General features: G+C 43.2%; 19 protein-coding genes and 1 pseudogene. 15 read left to right on the forward strand and 5 right to left on the reverse strand.

The features are described 5' to 3' along the window. The first annotated feature begins 143 nt into the window (after positions 1-143). From HMPREF0556_RS00240 to HMPREF0556_RS00250, 3 genes are all read left to right on the forward strand, one after another. Entirely contained in the window at positions 144-1,643 is a 1,500-nt protein-coding gene (locus HMPREF0556_RS00240; RefSeq protein ID WP_003754330.1) for a peptide MFS transporter, read from the forward strand. A 107-nt stretch (positions 1,644-1,750) separates the two neighbouring features. After that, positions 1,751-2,443 (forward strand): histidine phosphatase family protein, encoded by a 693-nt coding sequence (locus HMPREF0556_RS00245; RefSeq protein WP_003754331.1) that lies wholly within the window; start codon positions 1,751-1,753, stop codon positions 2,441-2,443. A gap of 15 nt (positions 2,444-2,458) precedes the next feature. After that, on the forward strand, positions 2,459-3,187 hold the full coding sequence (locus tag HMPREF0556_RS00250) for a pseudouridine synthase (protein WP_003754333.1): 729 nt from the start codon (positions 2,459-2,461) through the stop codon (positions 3,185-3,187). Between the two features lie 20 nt (positions 3,188-3,207). Here HMPREF0556_RS00250 and HMPREF0556_RS00255 read toward each other — a convergent pair whose 3' ends face one another. Continuing rightward, entirely contained in the window at positions 3,208-4,551 is a 1,344-nt protein-coding gene (locus HMPREF0556_RS00255) for a C1 family peptidase (protein WP_003754335.1), read from the reverse strand. Between the two features lie 132 nt (positions 4,552-4,683). Between HMPREF0556_RS00255 and HMPREF0556_RS00260 the strand changes: the two genes are divergently transcribed. The 4 genes from HMPREF0556_RS00260 to HMPREF0556_RS00275 all read left to right on the forward strand — a co-directional run bounded on the left by HMPREF0556_RS00260 (position 4,684) and on the right by HMPREF0556_RS00275 (position 8,673). Then, positions 4,684-5,466, forward strand: a complete 783-nt coding sequence (locus HMPREF0556_RS00260; RefSeq protein WP_050776969.1) for a DeoR/GlpR family DNA-binding transcription regulator — start codon at positions 4,684-4,686, stop codon at positions 5,464-5,466. Continuing rightward, a complete protein-coding gene (gene pfkB / locus HMPREF0556_RS00265) occupies positions 5,432-6,358 on the forward strand; it encodes a 1-phosphofructokinase (protein ID WP_003754340.1) in 927 nt (308 codons plus the stop codon). Before HMPREF0556_RS00260 ends, pfkB begins: the two co-directional genes overlap by 35 nt. A 1-nt stretch (position 6,359) precedes the next feature. Continuing rightward, positions 6,360-8,225, forward strand: a complete 1,866-nt coding sequence (locus tag HMPREF0556_RS00270; RefSeq protein ID WP_003754342.1) for a PTS fructose transporter subunit IIABC — start codon at positions 6,360-6,362, stop codon at positions 8,223-8,225. Between the two features lie 100 nt (positions 8,226-8,325). Further along, the gene (locus tag HMPREF0556_RS00275; RefSeq protein WP_036108436.1) at positions 8,326-8,673 is read left to right on the forward strand and encodes a helix-turn-helix domain-containing protein; all 348 of its coding nucleotides are present in this window, start codon (positions 8,326-8,328) and stop codon (positions 8,671-8,673) included. A 1-nt stretch (position 8,674) separates the two neighbouring features. On the opposite strand, the gene HMPREF0556_RS00280 is transcribed toward HMPREF0556_RS00275, so the two are convergent. After that, the gene (locus HMPREF0556_RS00280) at positions 8,675-9,277 is read right to left on the reverse strand and encodes a competence protein ComK (protein ID WP_040486341.1); all 603 of its coding nucleotides are present in this window, start codon (positions 9,275-9,277) and stop codon (positions 8,675-8,677) included. Positions 9,278-9,528: 251 nt separating this feature from the next. On the opposite strand from HMPREF0556_RS00280, the gene HMPREF0556_RS00285 reads away from it, so the two are divergent. Beyond that, complete coding sequence (locus HMPREF0556_RS00285; RefSeq protein WP_003754348.1) at positions 9,529-9,762, forward strand: IDEAL domain-containing protein; 234 nt, start codon at positions 9,529-9,531, stop codon at positions 9,760-9,762. A gap of 35 nt (positions 9,763-9,797) precedes the next feature. On the opposite strand, the gene HMPREF0556_RS00290 is transcribed toward HMPREF0556_RS00285, so the two are convergent. The 3 genes and pseudogenes from HMPREF0556_RS00290 to HMPREF0556_RS00300 all read right to left on the reverse strand — a co-directional run. Further along, positions 9,798-10,868, reverse strand: a complete 1,071-nt coding sequence (locus HMPREF0556_RS00290) for an SIS domain-containing protein (protein ID WP_003754351.1) — start codon at positions 10,866-10,868, stop codon at positions 9,798-9,800. Positions 10,869-10,870: 2 nt separating this feature from the next. Continuing rightward, on the reverse strand, positions 10,871-12,241 hold the full coding sequence (locus tag HMPREF0556_RS00295) for a PTS sugar transporter subunit IIC (RefSeq protein ID WP_003754353.1): 1,371 nt from the start codon (positions 12,239-12,241) through the stop codon (positions 10,871-10,873). A gap of 24 nt (positions 12,242-12,265) precedes the next feature. Next, a pseudogene (locus tag HMPREF0556_RS00300) lies at positions 12,266-14,055 on the reverse strand (glycoside hydrolase family 9 protein); the annotation flags it as partial. On the opposite strand from HMPREF0556_RS00300, the gene HMPREF0556_RS00305 reads away from it, so the two are divergent. The 7 genes from HMPREF0556_RS00305 (at position 14,049) to HMPREF0556_RS00335 (ending at position 25,538) form a co-directional block, all read left to right on the forward strand. Then, complete coding sequence (locus tag HMPREF0556_RS00305) at positions 14,049-15,110, forward strand: LacI family DNA-binding transcriptional regulator (RefSeq protein WP_003754359.1); 1,062 nt, start codon at positions 14,049-14,051, stop codon at positions 15,108-15,110. The pseudogene HMPREF0556_RS00300 and the gene HMPREF0556_RS00305 sit on opposite strands and share 7 nt — an antisense overlap. A 23-nt stretch (positions 15,111-15,133) precedes the next feature. Then, positions 15,134-15,940, forward strand: a complete 807-nt coding sequence (locus tag HMPREF0556_RS00310; protein ID WP_003754361.1) for a Cof-type HAD-IIB family hydrolase — start codon at positions 15,134-15,136, stop codon at positions 15,938-15,940. A gap of 134 nt (positions 15,941-16,074) precedes the next feature. Further along, positions 16,075-19,542 carry a helicase-exonuclease AddAB subunit AddB gene (gene addB / locus HMPREF0556_RS00315; protein WP_040486342.1) on the forward strand — a complete coding sequence of 1,156 codons (3,468 nt, stop codon included), beginning with the start codon at positions 16,075-16,077 and terminating at the stop codon, positions 19,540-19,542. Continuing rightward, positions 19,543-23,265: a helicase-exonuclease AddAB subunit AddA gene (addA, locus tag HMPREF0556_RS00320; protein ID WP_003754365.1), complete on the forward strand. Its 3,723-nt coding sequence runs from the start codon at positions 19,543-19,545 to the stop codon at positions 23,263-23,265. It abuts the gene before it with no gap. Between the two features lie 2 nt (positions 23,266-23,267). Beyond that, complete coding sequence (locus HMPREF0556_RS00325; RefSeq protein WP_040486343.1) at positions 23,268-24,125, forward strand: fumarylacetoacetate hydrolase family protein; 858 nt, start codon at positions 23,268-23,270, stop codon at positions 24,123-24,125. A 12-nt stretch (positions 24,126-24,137) separates the two neighbouring features. Next, on the forward strand, positions 24,138-24,497 hold the full coding sequence (locus tag HMPREF0556_RS00330; protein ID WP_003754368.1) for a YisL family protein: 360 nt from the start codon (positions 24,138-24,140) through the stop codon (positions 24,495-24,497). A 138-nt stretch (positions 24,498-24,635) separates the two neighbouring features. After that, a complete protein-coding gene (locus tag HMPREF0556_RS00335) occupies positions 24,636-25,538 on the forward strand; it encodes a YitT family protein (protein WP_003754371.1) in 903 nt (300 codons plus the stop codon). The last annotated feature ends 17 nt before the right edge of the window (positions 25,539-25,555 follow it).

The raw sequence follows: 25,555 nt of genomic DNA on the forward strand, positions 1-25,555 counted from the left end.
TCTGCCATTTATGGGAATATGTAGAATATTACTATTGTATCAAAAATAGTAATATTCTTTTTTTTACGTATTAATTTCACGAGAAATATTGACAAATACTGACAATCAGTGGGATTATAGTAATTGCGCAACTACTATAAACTATGGAAAGCAGGTCGATTTTTTTGGCTACAAAAGAAGGTAAAACTTTCTTCGGACACCCTAGAGGACTGGCGACCCTATTCTTTACGGAATTTTGGGAACGATTTTCTTATTACGGGATGCGTGCAATTTTAATTTATTATATGTATACGAAAGTAGTAAATGGCGGTTTAGGCTTTGATACAGCGACTGCTACGGCGATTATGTCGATTTATGGTTCGCTTGTTTATATGTCGGGAGTGATCGGGGGCTGGTTTGCTGACCGGGTACTCGGATCTCGCAGTACGATATTTTGGGGCGGAGTGGCGATCATGGTCGGCCATATTATTCTTTCCCTACCGCTTGGAGCGGCGGCATTGTTTATCTCGATGTTCTTTATCATTATCGGTACAGGATTCCTAAAACCAAATGTGTCGAACGTTGTCGGTGATCTATATGCTCCAGAAGATGTAAGACGCGATAGTGGTTTCAGTATCTTTTACATGGGTATCAACTTAGGTGGCTTTTTAGCACCGATCGTTGTTTCTTTTGTAAAAGACAGTGCAGCTAATTTCCATGCTGGCTTTAGTGTAGCAGCAATCGGTATGGCAGTTGGTTTAGTGGTGTATTTATTGACCAGCAAACGTTATCTTGGTGATGCTGGTAAAATACCGCCAAACCCGCTAACTACTCCCGAACGGAGAAAATTCGGACTATTTGCACTTGGATTAGTAGTCGCATTAGCTGTCATCATGGCGATTTTCGCTCTATTCCAAGGCGGCTTCGATTTACGCGTTGTGATCAATACGGTAACAACATTAGGTATTCTGATTCCGATCGCCTACTTCGTTGTTATGCTCCGAAGCCCAAAAACAAACAAAATGGAACGTTCTCGTTTGCTTGCTTATATACCGTTGTTCTTGACTTCTGTGATATTCTGGATGATCCAAGAGCAGCAATCAAGCGTATTCGCTGTTTTTGCGGCAGACCGGACAAACTTGGATTTCCTCGGAATGTCTTTGGAACCATCATTATTCCAATCACTTAACCCGATTTTTATCATTGCATTATCGCCAGTATTTGCCTGGCTATGGACGAAACTTGGAGAACGGCAGCCGTCAACTCCGGTGAAATTTGCTCTAGGCGTTTTCTTCGCAGGAGCTTCTTTTATCCTGATGATGTTCCCAAGCCTTCTACACGGCGGAGATGCCAAAGCACTTGTTAGTCCACTGTGGATCACATTCAGTTTCTTGATCTGTGTTATCGGCGAAATGTGCTTGTCACCAGTTGGATTGTCTGTTACGACTAAACTTGCTCCAGCAGCATTCTCTTCCCAAACAATGAGCTTGTGGTTCTTGACAAACGCAATGGGACAAGGTGTGAATGCGCAGATCACTCAATTATATAATGCGAAAACAGAAGTCTTGTATTTCGGGATCATCGGCGTGGTAGCAATTTTGATTGGTGTTATCATATTGTTCTTAACACCACTTTTAAAACGTTATATGCAAGGTGTACGTTAACATAGCTTTCTAAAAAACCAGTTTGGGCAGCCAAGCTGGTTTTTTACATGGAATAATGGCATCGTTATCGTTATAATAAGAGTAAGTAGTTTTTTAGGAGGGTTAATGTGTCAGAAGTACTCATTTATTTAACAAGACATGGCAAAACCATGCTGAATCATTTGGAACGCATCCAAGGGTGGTCTGATTCGCCATTAACAGCAGAAGGAGCCGAAGTAGCAAGACAGCTAGGGAGGGGGCTGCGTGATACGTCGTTTGCAGCTGTCTACACGAGTGATCGCGGCCGCACAGTTGAAACTGCTAATTTAGTATTAGAAGAAAGCGGTCAGACAGCACTTCCGATCACGCAACTATATGATCTGCGCGAATATGGTTTTGGAAAATACGAATCAGATTTCAATCTGAATGTTTTAGAATTAGTTGCGAAAGAAAATGGCTTTGCAACGCTGGAAGAACTGCATGCAGCAGAAAATACAGTGGATCGCCATTATATCATTGATACGGTAGCGAGACTCGATGAAACTGGAATGGCAGAAGATCGCCTGACTTTCCAAACGCGAATAAAACGAGGCCTTGTAACGATCTGCGAGGAAGTGCTGGCTCAAGGCGGCGGGAATGTTTTGGCTATTGCCCACGGAATGGTGATCCATAACTTATTGCTTTTACTAGACAGCACGAAAGCAACTCATGGTATCGACAATGCCAGTGTAAGCAAGATCGTTTATCGCGATGGAACTTTCTTTGTGGAGAGCGTCAATGATACAAGCTACATCGAAGCAGGAAGCAAAATCACTGTATAAAAGGAGCTATCAGTTGTGAGATTAGACAAATTTCTCGCCCATCATGGCTATGGCAGTAGAAAAGAAGTAAAACAATTTCTGAAAAAAACGGAAGTTACCGTTAATGGCAAACGTGTCCAAGATGGGAAACAGGCTATAGTTCCGACCAGCGATATCGTCAGGGTGCAGGACGAAGTAATTCTGTACCAAGAATACGTCTACTGGATGCTCCATAAACCAAGCGGTTATATCAGTGCTACCGAAGATCAAGCAAAGACGGTGCTAGATCTTTTGAAACCAAAAGACGCTGGGCGGGCTGTTTTTCCGGTCGGAAGATTAGATAAAGATACAGAAGGACTGCTGCTTTTGACCGATGATGGTCAGCTTGCGCACGAATTGCTTTCACCTAAAAAGCATGTCAATAAGGTATACGAAGCGACGATTGAAGGCGTTGTAACCGGGGATGATGTCCACGCATTTAAAAAAGGAATCGTTTTAGAAGACGATTACCAATGCAAACCTGCCAAGCTGGAGATCTTGCAAGTGAATGGTGTGAAAACAGATATTCGGATCACGATTCAGGAAGGGAAATACCACCAGATCAAGCGAATGTTTCTGGCTGTCGATAAGAAAGTAATATATCTTAAACGTATCCAAATGGGCTCGTTGCAGTTGGACGAAAATTTAGCACGCGGTGAGTATCGGCCTTTGACAGTCGAAGAACTAGAGCAATTATCAAAAAAACGCCTTGAGATTCAAGAGTAATTGAACCTCAAGGCGTTTTTTTAGCCTCGCATCAAAGCCAGCGATCCCATTGGATCCCATGGTTTCAATACTGTAGGATCTTGCTCGAAAGCGGTTTGCAGGTCTTCCGGTAAATGTTTTTTGTGCACTACTACTTGGAAGGTGTAAGCATCCATCCACGCATCACTCATCACAAAATAGCCTTTTTTACCGACTTTTTCGCCCCAACTGTTTTCTACTTTCCAGCGATCGATAGTATCATTCTTACGGTTGAAACCTGTAAGTACCATCGCGTGTGTCAACAAACTATCTTTATAATCTAAGCGCTCTGTTTTGGTAAGCTCTGGCTGCAAATCGAACAATGCTTGATAATCATAAATAGCAGTATCCATTACACCTTGCGAACGTTCGGAGAATTTCCCAACATCACAGCCGAACCAAACAGATTCCCCAGCTTCGATCTGCTTCGCTGCTGCAGCTTTAAGCGTTTCGATTTCTACATTCAGGTACTTGATCGCCTGACCTTCGATGACATTGCCCAAAAAGTCGACCGTATACGTTTTACCGAATGGTTTATCGGCGGTAGGTGCATTGATAAGAGGGACATAATCGCTTAAATCGATACCGATATATGTATCGTAGAAAGATTGCGGTGTCAGCCCAAGTTCCTGATGGAAATTCCCATCTTTATCCCGATATTCAAAATCAAATGTACGTGGCGGTTCGCCGAGTGAGTATACTAAAATGCGATAGATTTCTTCTAAGAGAGAGTTCTTCAAAACGGCAACTTCCTCGTCTGTAGCATTTTCTTGAAGTGCAGCACGCAAAGAAGCTGCACCTTTACGAAGTCTGCTGTTGAGTAGTCCATTTAGATCAGCCGATTGACTGCTTTGGAAAGTTTCAGGCATTGCTGTTTTGGGAACAACTCCGTATTTTTGGATTAATGAAACGAGCATATCCCACTGTCCACCGTCCTGCTGTGGTGTTTCCAGCAACCAAGCTACTAAACGGTCATCGATATCGCGGTCCGCAGTTCGAATGATGCTTTCAAAAAAGTAATTTGCTTTTTCAAATTTATCCCAAAAGTTCGTATGATTTTGGGAGAGTTCAAAATCAGGGGCATTCAGATCATTACTGATCGTATGACGGAATGTATTTAACGCGGCAAACATCCAGCATCTTCCGCTGCGCTCTTGATTAGTTACCCCGCCGGTTTTGATCTCATTGGAAAACACCGGCTGCATCGCGATTTTAGCGTTTAAATTTTCGACGCTCGCTTTGATCCCGTTTTTTAAAACACTGCTTTGCAATGTATGAAAGTAGGGATGCGCCTGAACATTCTGTGCAAATGCTGTGCTTGTTTCTTTAGAAATAGATTTTCCCATTTCAATTCCTCCTTTTCGTTCTATTCTAGTATAACGCTAATAGAAAGAAAATTGGGAAATGTTGCTTTTGGCTGTTTTTGATTGATTTTGAATGAATTTGGTGGTAAAGTGAACATGATAGGAGGAAGGTATATGCTGAATGCAGAAAGGCAACAACTTATTCTAACCTTGCTAAAAGAAGCGGGAACCGTGAAAACACAAGAACTTGTCTCGCGACTGGATACTTCTGAATCAACGATCCGAAGAGATTTGGATGAATTAGAAGAAGCCAATATGCTAAAACGTGTCCATGGTGGAGCGACACTTTTGACAGATTTCCGCTTGGAACCAAGTATGACCGAAAAATCTGCCATAAACATTCAAAGTAAGAAAAAGATTGCTAGTTACTGCGCTAATCTTGTGCAGGAAAATGACTGTATCTATTTGGATGCTGGTTCTACTACTTTTGAAATGATCGATTTATTAAAGAATAAAAATATTAGCGTTGTTACTAATGGTTTGATGCACGTGGAGAAGTTGGTCTCTAATAGCATTGAAGCTTACTTGCTTGGTGGGAAAATGAAAGCCCGTACAAAAGCGATTATTGGAGCTACTGCGGTAGAACAGCTTGGGAACTATCATTTTGATAAAGCATTTATTGGGACAAATGGAATTCACCCGGATTTTGGTTACACAACGCCGGATATCGAAGAGGCTCATGTGAAGCAGACGGCTCAGAAACATGCAGCAAAATCTTATGTGTTAGCAGATGCCAGTAAATTAGATGTCGTGTTGTTTGCAAAAATGTTTACTTTGGACGAAGCCACATTGGTTATTGATCGGGTTCCAAATGGCAAACTCGCGCACTATCAAGGTAAGTCAAAAATAGTTGAGGTGGAAAATGATATATACAGTGACAGTAAATCCCTCGATTGATTACATTGTAAAAGTAGAGGATTTGAAACTAGGCGATTTGAATAGAATGAAAGCAGATTATAAACTTCCGGGAGGCAAAGGCATCAACGTTTCTCGTGTGCTCAAGCAACTGCAGGTCGAAAATACCGCAACTGGATTTTTAGGCGGTTTTACAGGGGATTTCATTAATAATCAATTGCTGAAGGAAGGGATCCATACTCATTTTACAGCGATTGAAGATGACACGCGGATCAACATCAAATTGAAACACGGTGAAGAAACAGAAATCAACGGATTAGGTCCGGCAATCACAGAAGCAGAAAAAGCCAAGTTTTTTGAATGGCTGCAAGTGATTCAAGCAGAGGATATCATCATTTTATCCGGCAGCGTACCGCCTGCATTGGGGAATCATTTCTATGAAGAAGTCATTACTAGATGCAATGAGAAAAATGCAGAATTTATGATCGACACGACCGGTCAAGAACTATTAGCGGCGTTAGAACACCAACCGATTTTGGTAAAGCCGAATCATCATGAGCTGGCAGAACTATTTGAAACTACTTTTACAAAGAAAGAAGAAATCATTCCTTATGGTCAAAAACTGCTGGCGCTTGGTGCAAAACACGTGATCGTTTCAATGGCTGGCGACGGAGCCCTTTTGTTCGTCGATGATCAGGTCTACTTTGCGGAAGCGTTAAAAGGGAAACTAGAAAATTCTGTTGGTGCTGGTGATTCCATGGTGGCCGGGTTCTTGGGAGAATTCGACAGACATCATGATGCGGTAGAAGCTTTTAAAGTCGGAGTAGCTACTGGCGGAGCGACTGCTTTTTCGACTGACTTAGCCAAAGCATCTCTTATTCAAAAACTATTGCCACAAGTTAAGATTAGCAAACTTACGACGGAGGGGAACTGAAATGAAGATCACGGAACTTTTAAGTAAAGAAACAATGATCCTGTCACTTCAAGCTACGACAAAAGAAGCAGTTATCGATGAATTGATCAGCAGCTTAGAAAGAAACGGCAAGATCAATGATCCGAAATTGTTTAAAGAAGAGATCATGAAGCGTGAAGCCCAAAGCTCGACTGGTATTGGCGAAGGAATCGCGATGCCACATGCAAAGACCAAAGCAGTAAATGTACCTACAGTTGTTTTTGCTAAAAGTGAGCAAGGAATCGATTATGAGTCTTTGGATGGTCAGCCGGCCGAATTATTCTTTATGATCGCCGCAACGGACGGAGCAAATGAAACACATTTAGAAACTTTAGCGGCACTTTCACGATTATTAGTGAATCCGGATTTCGTCCAAGCTTTAAAAAACACGAAAACACCTGATGAAGTAATCGCTCTATTTGATGAACAGCAGTCTGCGGGAGAAGAAGTAGAAACAGAAACTCCTAATGAGGAACAACCTTTCGTTGTAGCAGTTACAGCATGTCCAACTGGGATCGCTCATACCTATATGGCTGAAGATGCGCTCAAGAATAAAGCGAAAGAAATGGGCGTGGCTATCAAGGTAGAGACAAATGGTTCAGAAGGCGTCAAAAATCGATTGACTGCTGCAGATATCGAGCGAGCAGCTGGTGTGATTATTGCTGCTGATAAAAACGTCGAAATGGCTCGTTTTGACGGAAAGCATTTGCAAGAGCGACCTGTAAGCGATGGTATCCGTAAACCGGAACAACTCATTCAAACAGCATTGGATCAGAAAGCACCGATTTATCATAGTAATGGGGACATAGCGAAAGAAGAAAATACAGAAAAAGCATCGATCGGAAGCAAAATCTATAAAGATCTGATGAATGGTATTTCTCATATGCTGCCATTCGTAGTCGGTGGCGGGATCATGATCGCATTATCTTTCCTTATTGAGCGATTTTGGCCGCACAGCGAACTCTTTCGATTACTGTCAACGATTGGCGGCAATGATCAAGGTGCCTTCACACTCCTTATCCCGATTCTTGCCGGTTATATAGCAAGCAGTATCGGTGAACGTCCAGCATTGATGCCAGGTATGGTCGGTGGTCTGATGGCTGTCCATTCCAACGCTGGCTTCCTCGGAGGTCTAGTAGCAGGTTTCCTCGCTGGTTATATTGTGATTGGATTGAAAAAAGTATTTGCCAAATTGCCGAAATCACTGGAAGGTTTAAAACCGATTTTACTTTATCCGATTTTTGGCTTATTGATTACCGGAACACTCATGTATTTTATTGTGAATCCGATCTTCAGTACGATCAATTCTGCGATGATTCAGGCACTGGAACATCTTGGAACCGCTAATGCTGTCTTGCTTGGCGTAGTACTTGGCGGAATGATGGCTATCGATATGGGTGGACCATTCAACAAAGCAGCTTATACCTTCTCGATCGGTGTATTTACCGCAACGCAAGATGGGGCACTTATGGCTGCGACAATGGCTGGTGGAATGGTCCCACCACTTGCGATCGCGTTTGCAAGCAGCTTATTTAGCAAGAAATTCACGCAGCAAGAAAAACAAGCAGGGATCACCAATTATGTGTTAGGTGCAGCCTTCATTACAGAAGGAGCGATTCCTTTTGCTGCAGCTGATCCACTGCGGGTTATTGTTTCTTCCGTGATCGGAGCGATGACAGCAGGTGGATTGACGCAATTTTGGTCCGTAAATGTACCTGCTCCACACGGCGGCGTATTCGTATCTTTACTAGCTAATAAGCCGGTATTGTTTTTAGTAGCAATCATTATCGGTGCTGTGATTTCAGGCCTTATCTATGGATTCTGGAAAAAGCCACTGCCTGATAAATAAAATAGTTGAAGGGAAAGAACTGTCTAAGCTGTAGACAGTTCTTTTTTTGCTTAGAAAACAGAAGCTTCGTGGTATAATAAAAGAAAAAGGGGGGCTGGTTATGGAATTTGGACAAAAAGTCGCGCAGCTGAGAAAAAAGAAACGGTTTACGCAAAAGCAGTTAGCAGAAAGAATTGACGTGACACCCTCGACGATCAGCAAATATGAGCATGGCACCCATCGGCCGCCGGTTTTCATTTTAGCTAAATTAGCAGAAGAATTAGGAACGACGACTGATTTCTTGCTAGAAGACGTAGCAGGACTTCGCGAAAAAAATTCTGTCAATGCATTCCCGCTGATCGGAAATCCGGAACTAGAGAAATGGTATCTCGAACTTCCCTATACCTATTCGGAAGAACAGCTGCTGATGATGAAACGAATCATGGAAGCGATCGATCATAAAAAATAAATTATTGGAAAAATGGAGTATTACCGCTGCCGTTTTCTGGCTTAGGAACGGAATATGGTGCCCTTGACTCGGCTGCGATCGTAGCTGGCGGGAAATACATGTTGCCAAGTGGAAATTCTTTCTCCATTTTTCGCATTTTTTGAGAGATTTTCATATGCAACATGGAAGTCCGTGCCATTTGGTTATTGAACGAAGCCGTAGAGATGTCGATCTCTATGCTGCGATGATTGGTAAACTGAATGACGGTTTGATTCAATTCATTAGCGCCGTATTCTTGGATATGTTGCGGGAAGATCCAAGCACAGTCATTTTTTGATGGCGACGTCGTTGGGAACGCATAGATAAGATTCATGGCGTCGATAATGATCGGCGGCTTATGCGTGATGCCGATCAAATGCTTGGTCCCATCTTTGCGACCTTCAAAATTGCTTCCGAAAAACTTGCAGCTGGTTTTAATTATCTCAAAAGGGGTAAATTTAGATATAAAACTACTACCTATTTCGTAAATCTCGGAAAAAATCTCTTCCCCCGATTGTTTAGGCAGGATGACCATCGTATACGGATTGATTTCGTAAATACGTCGTGCTTTTGATTCATTATTCATTTTGTTCATCTCCAATGCTGTAATTAGTGTAAGGTGAAGGTGTACAAGAGAGATTGATTAACACTGCCAAAAAAGTTGGCTATAAATTAACTTATATTGTGTTAATGTGAGGCAATTATAGCATAAGCAATAAAGACCGTCAGTAAAATTTTGAAAAATCGGATTTTTTAGCATTTTTTTACAAAAAGGTCTTGATTACATTATTTTTATCTATATAATTGTAATAAATCCTATATAAAGGAGTGATTGTCGTGGAAATGCGAGATTTTTCTAACTCATTGATGAACCAAGTTGGGGTACTGAAGGGTGAAAAGGAATTAACAAACGTATTTATCGAATACTACATGACTATGCTCCTAGAAGAGAGAAGGATTGAATTACTTCGTGAAAATATCGATGCAGCACTCGATAAAAGAGACTCAGATACCTTTTTCCAACTATCCGGAGAACTCAATCAACTGCTGGATAAACAACTACACATTTAAAAAGACTGCGTATCAATAAGATACGCAGTCTTTTTTTAAGCATAATCGCCAGGCTTGGTCTTGCTTTTCACTGAGACACCGAAGTCTGTATAGATTCGTTCCGTCAGTTTATTTCCTTTTGCCTCGGCGATGTGATGCGCGAGGATCTGGAAGGGGATAGCTAACAAATACGGTGCTTTCCACTCATCGACAACGTCTGGAAGTGCTAATGTCCGTGAATTGTTGCTCGTTCCGAATTTTACCGTATACGTGTAAGCTGTATGTTTTTCCTCATAAGCACGCAACAATTCCAGTCGTTCTTTGACCACACTTTCTGTTTCTAGGAAAAAAATGCGGTGTTCTGGGTTTACTTCTAAATAGGGACCGTGCATGAAAGCTTCTAAATCCACTCCTTGAGAAGGGACCCGGATCGTCTCCTGGAATTTCGTTTCGATTTCTTTGCAAGTTCCCACTGCCGGTCCATAACCAATCGCTGTAAAGCGCGGTGCAGCAACGAATTCACTTTCGAATTTCGTGAAAAATGCTTCTGTTTGGGAAATCACTGCCGGAATCGCGCTGGTTGCGTCGCGAAACATTTCTAATTCTGCTGCTTCTTGCTCGGCAGAAATAAATCCAGTTTGTTTTCCGTGATTCAGTGCCGTCAGCATCAGTGTCAAAACAGTTGCGGTAAAACCTTTTGTTACATAGCCGACGCGTTCCTGGCCACAGCCGATGTCGACGGTGAAATCGGCTGACTGAGCTAGTTCGCTTTCCATTTTGCTAGTGAAGCCAAGGGTTGGAACGTCATAAGTACGACGGATATGAGCGATCGCTTCGATCGTACTCGTGCTTTCACCGCTTTGAGATACACCGATCACTAGATCAATATGTGGATCGATTTTTTCATAATAACGGTAATTGAAGGGCTCTTCGATAGTGATTCGCAGATTTGCCACTCGCTCCATATAATATTTCGCGCTTTTGATGGCATTTAAGCTAGAACCGGTTGCGAGCACAAGCCATTCTTTTCCCGTTATTTCTGCAGGAAGATTGGCGGGATACTGGCTTAAAATTGTTGCTGCCATTGCTTCTTCTTCCGCGATGTAGGTCATCATTGTAGGTTTCAAGATCAATTGCCTCCTTCCAAGTTAAGTGCTTCTGCGGGTTGTTCTGTTTTTTCTGTTTGTGTTTTTGGTTCCATTGTGTAAGTTCGGTTAGCGGCAATAACGAATGGCAAGTAGATCAATGTTCCGACTACGATGATGATTACTTGCAAGATCGATCCGCGAATATCGCCACCTGTTGCTAAATAACCCGAGATCAGCGGCGGTGTCACCCATGGTGTCAAAATGTAAGTTGGTGCTACCCAGCCGATCGATGTCGCGATATAAGCAAGTGTAGTGGAGAATAAAGGTGCGATTACAAGCGGAATACCATAAATCGGGTTGAAAACGACTGGCAGTCCGAACATCAACGGTTCGCTGACATTGAAAATACTTGGGATCAAACCGAATTTTGTGATCATACGGTGATCGGGACGTTTAGAAGCGATGAAAATCGCAATAACGAGGCAGATGATCGTTCCGCCGCCGCCCATATAGACATAAGCGTCCAAGAATGGCTGAGTTACAATATTTGGAAGTGTTTGTCCAGCATTGATCGCATCGATATTTTGTTGCAGGGACGTAAGTAAGACTGGTCCTGAGATCGCGCCAAGCACGAATGCACCGTGAATCCCGAAAACCCATAAGAAACCAGCAAAGAATACGTAAAGTAAGATACCGGGAAGCGTTTGGAAACCGCCTACTAACGGTGTTTGCAGAACTTTAACGATGATATCGGGAATGCTCATATGGAAAATCGACATGGCGCTGAATTCAACGATACCAAGAATGGTCAGTACTAGGAAAGATGGAATCAAAATATTGAAAGACTTTGCGATTGCTGGCGGAACGCTTTCAGGCATGGAGATCTTTAAGCGTTTGCTCTGCGAAAATTTGCAAAGCAGCGTAGTGCTTATTAGTGCTACGATGATCGCTAAGAATGTTCCAGTCGGGCTTGTTAGGTCTTGAGTCAATACGCCGCTCGCTTCAAAAGCTTTTCCAGCTGTGCTAGTTACGGGCACATTGGCGGGAATCAAGACTACATAAGCTGCGACCGCAATGATTCCTTCCACACGGCCTTCCATTCCATAGGATTTTGCCAAGAAATTCCCAATAAGGAAAGCAGCCATCAATGCCATGATGCCTAGCGTACCATTATAAATCTGTGTACCGATGCCAAGCCAATGCTCGACATTCGGAATGAACTTGAATAAACCACTTTTAGGGTCTAACAAAACATTATTGACAAGTAAGAAAAAGGCGGCAATGATCGTGATCGGGATCATTGCGGCAAAAGCATCGCGGATCGCCATGATGTGTTTTTGATTAGAGACTTTTTGGGCAAAAATAGATAATGCTTCGATAAAGCGGCTAGAAAAACTTTTTTCTGAATGCATATTTTTTCCTCCTTAATAATGGGTTTATTTGATTAAATCGGCGACGATAGACAGCCATTTACCGGCATTGCCGACCCATACTTCTTTGTAGGTAGCGTTATTGAATTGCGGCCAGTAGGGTTGATCTTCATTTCGGAATGTTTGGATACCGACAGGAATCTCGCCTACCATTTCGCCGTTCAATACGCTATATTTTGCGCGAAATTAGCGCCTTCTCCGTACATCATCGATTGGCCGAACGGATTTTTTCCAACGATCCATTCTAGCTGACCTTCTGCTATTCTAAGCAGTTTTTCATCGTTTAATAATTTTCCTGCGATCGAACAAGCTTTTCCAGCTGAAAGAAGGATCGCGTTGTTACCTCGGAAAGAAAACCAGATCGGGAAACGGCGCAGGGCGATGTCTTGGTTGATCGGGATTCCTGCTTGGAATTGAAGCTGATATTCTTCGCGGGCCCGCTCGTCGACTAACAAATGTTGTAGTTCAAAGCTAGTATCGTCGAGGTATTCCTCTTTATGATAAAAACCTGCTGGAATCAATGGGTACGGCGCTGCAAACGACATGATCTGTTTGATATAAGTGCCGTAGCGTTCCACCGCGCTATACCATGTCGGATAAGCAGGATGGTCAGGTAGAGCTTTCATCGCTTGTTCTAAAGCCAATAGATAAAGATGTTCTCGCGCTTGATGATTAAAATGCTGGATGATTTTCTTTTCTTTGCTACGGTAGAAAAAGCCGGCATAAGTAGTGCCATCTTCTCCGCGGATACCACTTTGTTCTTGGCATTCCAACATATTAGCTAAGAAAGTCGTCAGATGCTTTTCATATTTGCTGTCTTGTGTGATCTGATAAAGCATTGCTGCAGAAAACGCTGCAGTAGCGTAATAAAGGCTATCCGATGTTTGATAGGTATGTTCCCAGAAAATCGGTTTTTGATGGATACCATGTTTTTTCATTTCCATTAGGGCGAAATCAAAATCTTCCTGTGCGATCTGTTTCAATGTCCGCTTTAAGGAATCATTCGTTGTGATCTGTCCATGGATGTATGCCTCGATACCGGCGAGGTAAAAGTTTTCATATGCTTGGTTATGTACGCGTGCTTCCGCATCGTCCATACCGCCGATCAAGCCGTCAGTCCAGCGGGAAACGCCTGCGCTCGTTGCTCGATAGCCATCTCCAAACCGGGTTTTTAAGATGAAGTCGACGCCCCATTCACCCTCTTCGATCAAGCGTCCTCTAAGTAATGGATCTTTCTGTCCGGCTATTGTCTCATAAAGAGCCATTGCGACTTCTGCTGTCTGGATCAGTTGTTGGGAAACATCGCCCGCATCATGCCAGCCACCGTTGAAAGAAAGAATCTGACCATTATGTTTGGCAATGACGTCGGCGTGGCATGAAGCGTGCTTGCCAGGTACTGGATAGCCGCAGCGTTCACAGAAAATAAAGTTGAGTGATTTCCAGATGGAATTGGTCCATTTCTCTGAAGCATCACCGATAACAAATCCGCTAGTTTGGAGTGCGCCGATCTCAAGCCGGTAAGTACCAGTTTTTCGATGAGCGGAAAAATCCAATACCGCAAAAATCCCCAAATCGGTCTCCAATCGGGAAGCGATCCCTGACAGCACGACATCATCGGTGGCATCATCGATCAGCTGAAATGGCTGTTCGATAAAAGTTGCTTCCGCAAAGGCCGTTTTTGGCGCTTCGGAACTGTAGCCACTTTGTGCATAACTCAATACATTTTTATTTGGTAGCCAGCCCTTCGTGTTTTCGGGCGTAGCAATGGTCTCTAAATAAATGCTGCGGTATGAAAGAAAAAATAACGATTCAAGAAATCGCAAGGCTCAGTGGAGTTTCTGTTTCTACGGTTTCCCGCGTGTTGAACAACAGTCCTTCTGTTTCTAAAGAAAAAAGGAAACGCATTCAGGATGTGATCGATAAGTATCAATACACCCCTAGTGTATTTGCTCGTGGCATGGTCAACCGCCAAACAAAGAATATCGGGGTGATCTTGCCGGATATTTCCAATCCTTATTTTGTTTCGCTAGTAGCGGAGATCCAAAAATGTGCATTGGAGCAGTTTTATTCGACGATCGTTTTTAACACATTACTCGCAGGTCCTGAAAGTGCCGGAACGAAAAACCGTTTAGCAGAAGAGGAATATCTGCGGATCATATTGGAAAAGCAAGTTGACGGGGTCCTTGTGCTCGGCGGCGAGATCGATAAAGAAGATTTATCTGATCGTTATGTTCAGGCGTTAAATCAGCTCCATAAACAGATTCCAGTCCTAGTGATCGGTAGCAAACGTGAGGAATTAGATTGCCTTTTTGTCGAACGTGATCTGAAAAAGGGCGTTACCACGCTCGTTACCCATCTGACTGCCTTGGGTCACCGCCAAATCGGTTTTATCGGCGGGGAAGAAGGAGTGAAAATAACGACATCCAGAGTAGCAGCTTTTCGTAATGCAATGAATAATTTTTCGCATCCTATTCGTGAAGAATGGATCGAGTTGTCGGATTATTATGTACCAGCTGGTTATGATGCATTGACAAAATTGGTAGAAAAGTCCCCTGGGGATATACCGACAGCTTTAGTAGCGATCAATGACAGTGTAGCGATCGGAGCGATCAGAGCTATGAAGGATCAAGGAATACGCTGCCCAGAAGACATTGCGATCGTCAGCTGCGACCAATTTTTGAACAGTGATTTCCAGATCCCGCGGCTGACAACGATCGATCAGCATAATGAATATCTAGGGAAAATCGCTGTTTTGCAATTGATCAATGCAATGAATGGAGAATATGAGCCGACTGTCATCAAACATGAACCGGAACTTATTGTTCGTGAATCATGCGGTGCAGCTAAATAAAAACGAAAGAGGAGTTTAAGCCATTGGAAAAATACTTGATTTGTACAGATATAGACGGAACTTTGATAACGAGCGACCAGCAAGTACCTCCCAAAACGTTAGCTTTATTACAAGAGCTTATTGCTCAAGGACATCATTTCGCCGTTTCGACCGGGCGGATGTTTCAAAGTGCAAATAAATTTGCACGATTGGTAGATGAAAGCGGAAATGTTATATGTTCAAATGGCTCGGTGGTCAGTTCGGGTGGCGAGACTTTGTTCCGACAAGGATTAGATCCGGAAAGCATCCAAACCGTATTTGATATTTGCACGCTTCATCAAGTGCCGCTATTCTTTTTTTCCGAGAACACCGTCTTCTATACGATGACGCCACCTTCCTATATTACAGACGAAGCAGAGCAGGGACGTGTGGATGGAACGAAACTGGTTCATCTGGAATCACAGGAAGATGTAAAGCACCACAAAGCTGAGATCATCAATGCGATCACAATCGAAGAAGATCTTCCTGAAAAGTTGACGGCAGTACGCGAAGCCCTCGAAAAAGTAGCGGGCATCCGAACGCTGTCCTCTCATTTCAATAATATCGAGATTTTACCCGAAGGAATCGATAAAGAGCATGCGGTAGAAAGGCTGCGGCAGCATTTAGAAGTGAAACCGGAGCATGTCATCGCATTTGGCGACGGCGAGAATGACTTGCAGATGCTACGATATGCGGGAGTTGGCGTAGCGATGGGAAATGCGGCAGATTTTGTAAAAGAACATGCTTCTTATGTCACCACTTCAAACGAAAATGAAGGCATTTATGAGTTTTTGAAGGCACATATCTGCTAATAAAAGTAAAAACAGATTTTCCTGCTGATTTTTGGGAGAATCTGTTTTTTTCTTGGCCATTAAAACCTTCGTAATAGAGCAGATAATATGGTAAAATAAAGAGGAATAAAAAACATATGTTCGGTGGTGAGTGTATGAGTTTACAAATAATTACAGGACGAGCGGGCACGGGCAAAACGACATATTTAATCGAACAAGCCGTGACTAGCGAGCACCCTGTTATCTATATAGTTCCAGAACAAATGACATTTCAAATGGAGAATACGCTTCTTCAAACTGCCAATCTTGATGGTATGATGAATATCCAAGTTTTCAGCTTCAATCGTTTAGCCTGGAAAGTCATGCAGGAAACGGGCGGTTTAGCAAGGACTTTTCTTAGTAAGAGCGGGATCGAAATGGTGCTGCGAAAAGCGATTTTAGCAGAACAGGACAAGTTGAAGATCTTCCAGCGGGCAGCAATGAAACGCGGCTTTTACGGTGAGATCGCTTCTTTATTCAAAGAAATCAAACAATCGGAACTTCGCACAGAAGCATTTGCCGAGGTTGCTCCGGAACTAACGACCAGTACGGCTGATAAATTGCATGATATCCAGCTGCTGTTTGATCGTTATGAAAATATGCTAGCTGGTAAGTATATGGAAAGCGAAGACTATTTACGTCTACTTACAAATTCGATTTCACGCAGCACATATATCAAACAGGCAACGGTCATTATCGACGGCTTTGATTCTTTTACGGAACAAGAACTGTCAGTGATCGGAGCGTTGATGGAGGGATCCGAAAGCGTGAGGATCGCGTTATCACTTCCAGATGAAACTGCTAGCAACCGCTTAGATGCGTATAGCTTATTTCAGCATGGCAAAGAATATTTGGATCGTATCACGGAAATGGCCAGACAGACACAAATTGAGATTTTGCCTCGGCTTCATCTGGAATCAAACAAACGAACGAATGATCCAGAACTTCGAGAATTGGAGCTTCTTTTTTCAGAAGAAAGTGCCCCCAAGCGATATGTCGGAGAAAACACCAGTCTGCACATCCATCAAGCTAATAATCGCCGGGCAGAAGCAGAAGGGATCGCCAGAAAAATTCGCGAGCTAGTCGCTTCCCGGCAATTTGATTATAAAGATATTGCCGTACTGGTACGCGGTGTCGATAAATATGAGACCCTCGTCAGTCGAGCTTTTCAAGGAAATGAAGTACCATACTTTTTAGATAAAAAACGCACGATGGCGGACCATCCGTTTATTGAATTTATCCGCTCCACTTTAGAAGCGGTTCAGCAAAATTGGCGCTACGAAAATATTTTCCAAGCAATCCGTACAGAATTCTTTTTTGATTTAGAGACACCTAATCCGCTCAATCGTAAACAAGCAGACCTACTGGAAAATTACTGCATCGAAAACGGGATCAAAGCGAAATGGCGCTGGCAGAAGAAAGGCGATTGGATCTATCAGAAAGTAAAAGGGCTGACGATCGAGCTCGCTCCGCAAACCGATGAAGAACTAGCGATGCAAGAAACGATCAATACATTGCGCTACCGGATCCAAAAACCGCTGGAAGCCTTAGAAACAGCATTTGAAGATGCTGTAAGCGGGATCGATTATGGGACAGCATTGTATCGATACCTAGAAAACGTCCAAGCTGCTGAGCGACTTGAAATGTGGCGTGAGCAGGCAGAAGCAAACGACTTGTTGGAATTGGCGCGAGAACATGAACAAGCTTGGACAGCAGTCATGGGTATGCTCGATGAATTCGTCGAGATACTGGGAGACGATCCGCTTGATTTTGATACCTTTTTGGAAGTAGTGACGACCGGTCTTGATGCATTGGAATTTTCACTGCTCCCGCCCACGTTAGATCAAGTCATCGTTTCTGATATGGATGTGGCACGGCTGCTACGCGTGAAAGTCCTATTTATCGCTGGCGCCAATGATGGTGTGCTGCCACTTCGCAAAAAAGACGGCGGGATATTGTCTGATGATGACAGAGTTGCTATTTCAGAGCAAGGGGTGCCGATCCGGTCTGGGCTGACTAGTCATTTGATCGAAGAAGAACATCTTGCCTATCGTCTATTTACAACTGCCAGCAGCCAGCTGTACCTCAGTTATCCAGCTGCTGACGATGAAGGGAAGTTACTTACAGAATCTAATTATCTCCGCAAAATAAAAGCCCATTTTGAAATGCTGACAGAAGAAATCTATTTAAATGATCCAAGTTTACTACCAATAAGGGAACAAAGTGATTACGTACGCGCGAAAGAAGCAACGCTCAGCCAGCTTACCGCTCAGCTGCAGTTGTATAAACGCGGCTATCCCGTGGCAAGTGTCTGGTGGGATGCTTACAATTATTTTATCCGAAAATCGGATTGGAGCGCAGTCGTCAAGCATGTGCTTGGCAGTTTGTTTTATGGGAACCGCACACAGCCGATCCGTTCAGAAACCGCTGCGAATCTATTTGGCGAAAATATTTTTGCCAGCGTATCACGGATGGAAAAATTTTTCAGCTGCGAGTTCCAACATTTTGCACAATATGGCTTAAAATTGGAAGAACGCGCCGAGTTTAAACTGCAAGCTGTAGATATGGGAGAAGTTTTCCATGGCGCAATGGAATGGATCTCGAATGAAATCAAAAGAAGACAGCAGGAATGGGGCTCGTTGACGGACTTGGAATGTCAGGAAATCGCTAGAGATGCTATTCGTTATCTGGCACCAAAAATCCAGCATGAGATCCTGTTAAGTACGAAACGAATGGCCTATATCCAATATAAATTAGAACAGATCATCGCCAGAGCAACGCATGTCCTTAACAAGCAGGCGAAAGTCAGTGCTTTCCGGCCACTTGGATTGGAAGTGGATTTTGGCATCAAAGGCCAACTACCGCCTATGCAGATCAAATTGGATAAACAGCGGGAGCTATTGCTGCAAGGGCGAGTAGATCGGATCGATGTTGCTAAAGAAGAGGACCGTTCCTTTTTACGCATTATCGATTATAAATCCAGCAGCCATGATCTAAGGTTGACGGAAGTCTATTATGGATTGGCGCTACAGATGTTAACATATTTAGATATTGTCGTTCAAAATGCACAGAAATTGATCGGCAAACAAGCAGAGCCGGCTGGGGTGCTTTATTTCCATATGCATAATCAGCCCGTTCAGACAGATAAAGAACTGTCGGAAGAGGCGATCGAAGAAGAATTAGAGAAGAACTTTCGCATGAAAGGGCTTATTTTAGAAGATCCGGTAGTGGTCTCTTTAATGGATAATACATTGGAACCGGGCAAGCAATCTACTGTTATCCCAGCAGACTTGAAGCGCGACGGCACATTGAGTGCACGCTCCAGAACTGCAAGTAAAGCAGAATTTGATGCCATGCGCCGATTCGTAAGAGGGAAATATCAAGAAGCAGGAAATAAAATGATGGATGGTGCTGTTTCTATCAACCCGTATAACCTACAGGATAAAACGCCGTGTCAGTTTTGCGCTTTTCGATCGGTTTGCCAATTTGATCCATCTTTAGAAAACAATACGTACCGTTATTTACAAAATGAATCGCCGGAACAAGTTATCCAAAGAATGAAAGCAGAAGAGGAGGGAGAATAAATGGCTTTTTCTATCCCGGAAAAACCAGAAAGTGCCACATGGACAGATGACCAGTGGAAAGCGATCCATGCAAGCGGTCAGAATATCCTCGTTGCAGCAGCAGCAGGATCCGGAAAAACCGCCGTGCTTGTCTCGCGGATCATTGAGAAATTAAAAGATGAAACAGCGGGACTCCAAGTGGATGAACTGCTAGTCGTGACATTTACCAACGCGTCTGCTGCCGAAATGAAGCAGCGTGTCGAAGCCGCCTTAGAAAAAGCATTGCAGGAAGATCCGGATTCCAGACATTTGAAAAAACAAATCGCCTTGCTGAATTATGCCTCGATCTCCACATTGCACTCCTTCTGCTTGGATGTGATCAGAAAATTTTATTATGTCGCGGATATCGATCCGAATTTCCGTTTGATTGAGCCACTTGAGAGTGGCATGATCCAAGATGAAGTCATGGAAGCACTTCTCGAAAGACATTATGGCGATGAAGAAAATGAACGTTTTTTCCATTTAGTGGACAGCTTTACCAATGACCGTTCCGATGATGTGCTTTTAGATATCTTAACTCGCCTATATGATTTTTCGCGAGCAAACCCAGATCCGGTGGCATGGCTGCGGCAGATCGCCAGCTATTATGATACAACGGAGCTTGCAGATGTAAGTGAGCTTCCGTTCTATCGTTATATCGAAGCAGATATTCGGATCCATTTGGAGCAAGCACTGGAAGAGCTGCGAACCGCGTTGAAATTTGCCGAAGAACCGGGCGGACCTGATGTATATCTTCCATTGATAGAAAATGAAAAACTGCAGTTAGAGCAGCTTTTAGATGATTATCCACTTGATTGGGAGGCAAAAAAAGAAGCGATATCCAGCGTGAAATTCGGAAGATTGCCGACAATCAAAAATAAAGAAAATTACGATGAATCGCTTATTGAGCAAACAAAACAGGCGAGAGACGGAGCCAAAAAGCAACTTAAAGCGATTACCGAGGAGTGGTTCCAACGCGATGCGGGTAATTATCTGGCGGACTTGGCAAAAATGAAACCAGATATCGAGTTGTTAACGGAACTCGTAGAAGAATTCGCAGCAGATTTTTTAGCAGAAAAACAACGCCGTGGCGTTTTGGACTTTAATGATCTGGAGCATTTGGCATTAGCGATTTTAGGCGAGAAGACGGAAACAACAAGCTATGAGCCATCCGAAATCGCTTTAGAGTATCGTCATAAATTTAAAGAGGTACTGATCGATGAATACCAAGATACAAATATGGTCCAGGAAACGATCCTGAGCTTATTAACGACACCTTCAGAAGCAGCGGGAAATCTGTTTATGGTCGGCGATGTGAAACAATCGATCTATCGTTTCCGTTTAGCAGAACCAACGTTGTTTTTGGATAAGTATAAGCGTTATCGTGTTGATGGTGAGAATACAGGAATCCGCATCGATTTATCGAAAAATTTCCGAAGTCGCCAAAATGTACTGACAACCACTAATTTTATTTTCAAGCAGTTGATGGATACCCAAATAGCAGAAATCGACTATGATGAAGCGGCTGAATTGGTTTTGGGTGCTGCTTTTCCCGAAACGGAGGAGCGGTATCAGCCGGAAATCGCATTAGTAGATATGAAGCAGGAAGAAAGAGAATCTGAAGAGACTGACTCTCCGCAAGAATTGCAGAAAAATCAGGCGGAAGCAATGCTGATCGCCCGAAAAATAAAGAAAATGATCACAGAAAAATTCCAGATCTATGATAAAAAAATGCAGCAATACCGTCCGATCCAATATCGGGACATCGTCTTGCTTTCGCGGGCGATGACGAGCGCCACGGATATCGAAGAGGCGATGAAAGCACATGACATACCATTTTATGCCAACAGCAACACCGGCTATTTTGAAGCGACAGAGATTCGGATAATGCTTGCTGTGCTGAAAGTCATCGACAATCCTTATCAAGATATTCCATTAGCTGCGGTCCTTCGTTCGCCGATATTAGGTGTTTCCGAAGAGATCCTCGGTCAGATCCGTGCTGCAAAGCCAAAAGGTTATTTTTATGATGCGCTCTTGCTTTACCAACAAACGACGATCTCCCCGGAAGCAGACCGCATCGACCGCTTTTTGAAACAATTAGAATTATGGCGTGATCTCGCCAATCGGGAAAGTCTACCGAAACTGATCGCGCAGATCTATGAAGAAACGCATTATTATGATTTCGTAGGTGGCCTCCCCGGCGGGAAACAGCGGCAGGCGAACTTGCGTGCTCTGTATGACCGCAGTAGCCAATATGAAAAAACAGCTTATCGCGGTTTATTCCGCTTCATCCGCTTCATCGAACGGATGCGCGTGCGTGGCGATGACATGGGAACGGCAAAAACGCTTGGCGAGAAAGAAGATGTCGTACGGATGATGACGATCCATGCAAGTAAAGGATTGGAATTTCCGGTCGTTATTCTTGCAGGAACAAGCCGCCGTTTCAACATGCGAGATATCTATAGCAAATACTTGCTGGATAAAGAGTTCGGTTTTTCTGCACGCTATAACGATGTCGATAAGAGAATCGTTTACCCGACAATCATGCAGCAAGCGATCAAGCAAAAAAAATATCGGGAAACGATCGCAGAAGAAATGCGTGTACTCTACGTTGCTTTGACTAGAGCCGAACAAAAACTGATCATCACTGGAACAGTTGCTGATTGGGAAAAAACAAAAACTAAGTGGGCTACTCAATCAAGTCATACCGGCTGGATATTGCCGGCCGGAGTTCGTCTGCAAGGAAAGACCTATTTAGAATGGATCGGCAGTGCTTTTGCCCGCCATCCGGAATTTGCAAAATTATTGGATGCCGGCCAAGTAGCGGCCTTGCCGATCGATATGCCAATAGGATTAGAAATAGTGGCGAGCGAACAGCTAACAAATCCTGCAGAGGCTAAAACGAGCAAACCAGTCTATTTAGATAATATCCAAGCAGGGAAAACCGTGCCGATCGAAAGTCCGGAAAAAGAAAGCATCAACAGTTATCTAGAGTTTATTTATCCCAACCAAGTCGAAACACAAATCCGTGCCAAACAATCTGTTACGGAAATAAAACGCCAATTTTCTGTGCAAGACAGTTGGAGCGATACCAAAATCGTAGAAGGCATTCAAAAAGTATCATTGGATCGGCCTAAATTTCTTCAACGTAAAGGACTTTCCGCGACAGAAAAAGGTACTGCGATGCACACGGTTATGCAGTCATTGCCGCTCTCCCATGAGCCGGATGATAAGGAATTGACGGATTTCCTAGAAGAGTTAGTAGCAAAAGAGATCTTGTCGCCAGAGCAGAAAGAAAGCATCACCTACTCTGAGATCCAAGCCTTTTTCCGAACAAAACTAGGCCGTTTGATAAACGAAAACCTGCAACAGGTAGAACGAGAGATCCCGTTCAGTTATCATTTGCCAGCAAGCGTGATTTATCCGGAAGCAGAAACTGAAGAACGCGTCTTGATCCAGGGTGTGATCGATTGTATGCTTGAAGAAGCAGATGGTGTTACACTGATTGATTACAAAACAGATCGAATCGGCAGCCACTTTCCGAATGGCTGGTTGGAAGCCGAACCTGTACTTAAAAAGCGCTATGAAGTACAGATGCACTTATATCAAAAAGCGGTCGAGGCAATCACGAAAAAACCAGTCAAGCATATTTATTTATACTTTTTTGACGGTGCTCATGTGTGTCAATTGGAAACGGAGGAATGAAAATGAAGTGGCTCAGTTATTATTATCAAGGAAAACAAAATTTTGGACTTTTAAAGGAGGAACATGCAGTTATCCCGGCGGAAAAGCTATTTAGAGATCCGCCGACAGATCTGCTTGCGTACATTGAATCTCAGCCAGAACTTCTTGCTGGCGCTTTAGCGGAAACTGGTATTCCATTGACTGAGATCGAGATCACCGTACCATATTTGCCGCCGAACAATGTGATCGGTATTGGTAAAAATTACCCGGAGCATGTTTTAGAAATGGGTTCTAAAGAAGATATCCCAAAAGAGATCCTCGTCTTTACGAAGAGTAAAAACGCATTAGTTGCTGATAAGGGTGTGATCAAAACACATCAAAATGTAACGAATGCTTTGGATTATGAAGGAGAGCTGGCAGTGATTATCGGGAAGGCAGGTAGTGATCTATCAGAAGCAGAAGCTGTTTCGCACATTTTCGGCTATACGATCCTTAATGATGTGACTGCGCGCGATCTGCAAGTCAAACACAAACAGTTTTATATCGCCAAAAGCTTAGACAACAGCTGTCCGATCGGTCCTTACATTGCTACAAAAGAAACATTCCCTGATCCAGAAGCGCCATTTTCGATTCGTACGCTGGTCAATGGGGAAGAACGACAATCTGGGACAACAGCAGATATGATTTTCAGCATTCCGAGGATGATCGCGGACTTATCTAAGGGGCATACTTTAGTGCCAGGCGATATTATTGCTACGGGAACCCCACCAGGCGTGGGCAAAGGATTTAATCCGCCACGCTATTTAAAAGACGGGGATGAAGTCGCGATCACGATCTCAGGGATCGGAACATTGACAAACTTCGTACAAGATCAACAATAGGAGGAGAAAAAAATGTGGGCAGTGATACATTTGATTGCTTGGGTAGCAATCGTCATTTTAACAATCAGTGCTTTTAGCATCTATCCAAAAAATAACAAGGTATTTACGATCCTGCAAATGATCAATCGGGTGTTTTACATTATCGTGATCGGCAGCGGTATTATAATGGCAAGATATGGGCTCGCGCATCATCTTTTACCAGTGATATTCAAGATATTGCTAGGTATTTTAGTGATTGGCATCATCGAAATGTTACTCAGCTATCGAAAAAAAGACAGACCGACTACGCTGTTCTTTAGTTTGTTCTTTGTTTCGGTTATTTTGACAGTCGCACTTGGCTTCTATCTGTCGGGTGGTTATCCATTGGTATAAAAGTAAGTGTGAAGACAATGAAAAATCCGAATAAATATTTTTCAATAATCTAAGCCTTTTTTCAAAAAAAAGGCTTTTCAATTCCTGAAAAACTTGGTATGTTATGAAAGGAGTTTGAAAAGGAAGCGAGCGAAGAGAATGGATAGTTTAAATAGTTATCGGGAGTATGGGAAAAAAACGGCGATCGCGCTCACGGCAGCACTGCTTAATGCGATCGGTATGAACTTTTTCCTGATCCCTGCAAAAGTATATGCAAGTGGGCTGAACGGTGTTGCTCAGCTAGCCTCAGATCTGCTGCGTGATTCGGTAGGTGTTTCAGTCGCAACAGGACTACTGATCTTGCTACTCAATATCCCTGTGGCCATACTCGGCTGGATCAAAGTCGGGAAAAGTTTTACGGTATTTAGTTTTATGGTCATCGCCTTTATGTCGCTGTTTTTGATCCTCATTCCTGAGGTGCAGATCTCAAATGATATCTTATTAAACGCGATTTTTGGCGCAATAATCTGCTCGACCGGAATTGGCTTAGCGCTTAAATTCGGGATCTCGACAGGTGGGCTGGATATCATTGCCATGTATATCACGATCAAAACAGGCCGTTCATTCGGCAAATACTTTTTGATCTTAAATAGTATTATCATTTTTGTTGCTGGATTTCGCTATGATTGGACGTATGCTTTATATACGCTGATCTCTTTATACGTTTCCAGCCGAGTGATCGATTTGATCCACACAAGGCATCAAAAACTGACGCTGATGATCATGACACAGCATGCAGATAGCGTTATTGAAGCGATCCATGCTAATATGTTTCGGGGGATCACGGTACTGAATGCGACCGGTGCTTATTCCAAAGATGATATCAACATGCTGGTAATGGTTATTACTAGGTATGAGTTATATGATCTGACACATATTATCAATGAGATCGACCCTCGTGCGTTTATCAATATCATGGAAACATCAGGCGTGATCGGGGATTTCCGCTCCGAAGCCGATCAGAAACTGGCAATGGAGATGTACCGCAATAATATGTTATAAAAAAAGAGCTGATTCAG

The organism is Listeria grayi DSM 20601 (assembly GCF_000148995.1).
Classification (GTDB): domain Bacteria; phylum Bacillota; class Bacilli; order Lactobacillales; family Listeriaceae; genus Listeria; species Listeria grayi.

Coding starts and splice junctions, on each gene's coding strand:
- HMPREF0556_RS00280 (WP_040486341.1), bottom strand. CDS start 9,277: ATGAATAATGAATCAAAAGCACGACGTATTTACGAAATCAATCCGTAT.
- addA (WP_003754365.1), top strand. CDS start 19,543: ATGGCTTTTTCTATCCCGGAAAAACCAGAAAGTGCCACATGGACAGAT.
- HMPREF0556_RS00275 (WP_036108436.1), top strand. CDS start 8,326: ATGGAATTTGGACAAAAAGTCGCGCAGCTGAGAAAAAAGAAACGGTTT.
- HMPREF0556_RS00305 (WP_003754359.1), top strand. CDS start 14,049: ATGAAAGAAAAAATAACGATTCAAGAAATCGCAAGGCTCAGTGGAGTT.
- addB (WP_040486342.1), top strand. CDS start 16,075: ATGAGTTTACAAATAATTACAGGACGAGCGGGCACGGGCAAAACGACA.
- HMPREF0556_RS00260 (WP_050776969.1), top strand. CDS start 4,684: ATGCTGAATGCAGAAAGGCAACAACTTATTCTAACCTTGCTAAAAGAA.
- HMPREF0556_RS00270 (WP_003754342.1), top strand. CDS start 6,360: ATGAAGATCACGGAACTTTTAAGTAAAGAAACAATGATCCTGTCACTT.
- pfkB (WP_003754340.1), top strand. CDS start 5,432: ATGATATATACAGTGACAGTAAATCCCTCGATTGATTACATTGTAAAA.
- HMPREF0556_RS00325 (WP_040486343.1), top strand. CDS start 23,268: ATGAAGTGGCTCAGTTATTATTATCAAGGAAAACAAAATTTTGGACTT.
- HMPREF0556_RS00335 (WP_003754371.1), top strand. CDS start 24,636: ATGGATAGTTTAAATAGTTATCGGGAGTATGGGAAAAAAACGGCGATC.
- HMPREF0556_RS00255 (WP_003754335.1), bottom strand. CDS start 4,551: ATGGGAAAATCTATTTCTAAAGAAACAAGCACAGCATTTGCACAGAAT.
- HMPREF0556_RS00240 (WP_003754330.1), top strand. CDS start 144: ATGGAAAGCAGGTCGATTTTTTTGGCTACAAAAGAAGGTAAAACTTTC.
- HMPREF0556_RS00295 (WP_003754353.1), bottom strand. CDS start 12,241: ATGCATTCAGAAAAAAGTTTTTCTAGCCGCTTTATCGAAGCATTATCT.
- HMPREF0556_RS00330 (WP_003754368.1), top strand. CDS start 24,138: ATGTGGGCAGTGATACATTTGATTGCTTGGGTAGCAATCGTCATTTTA.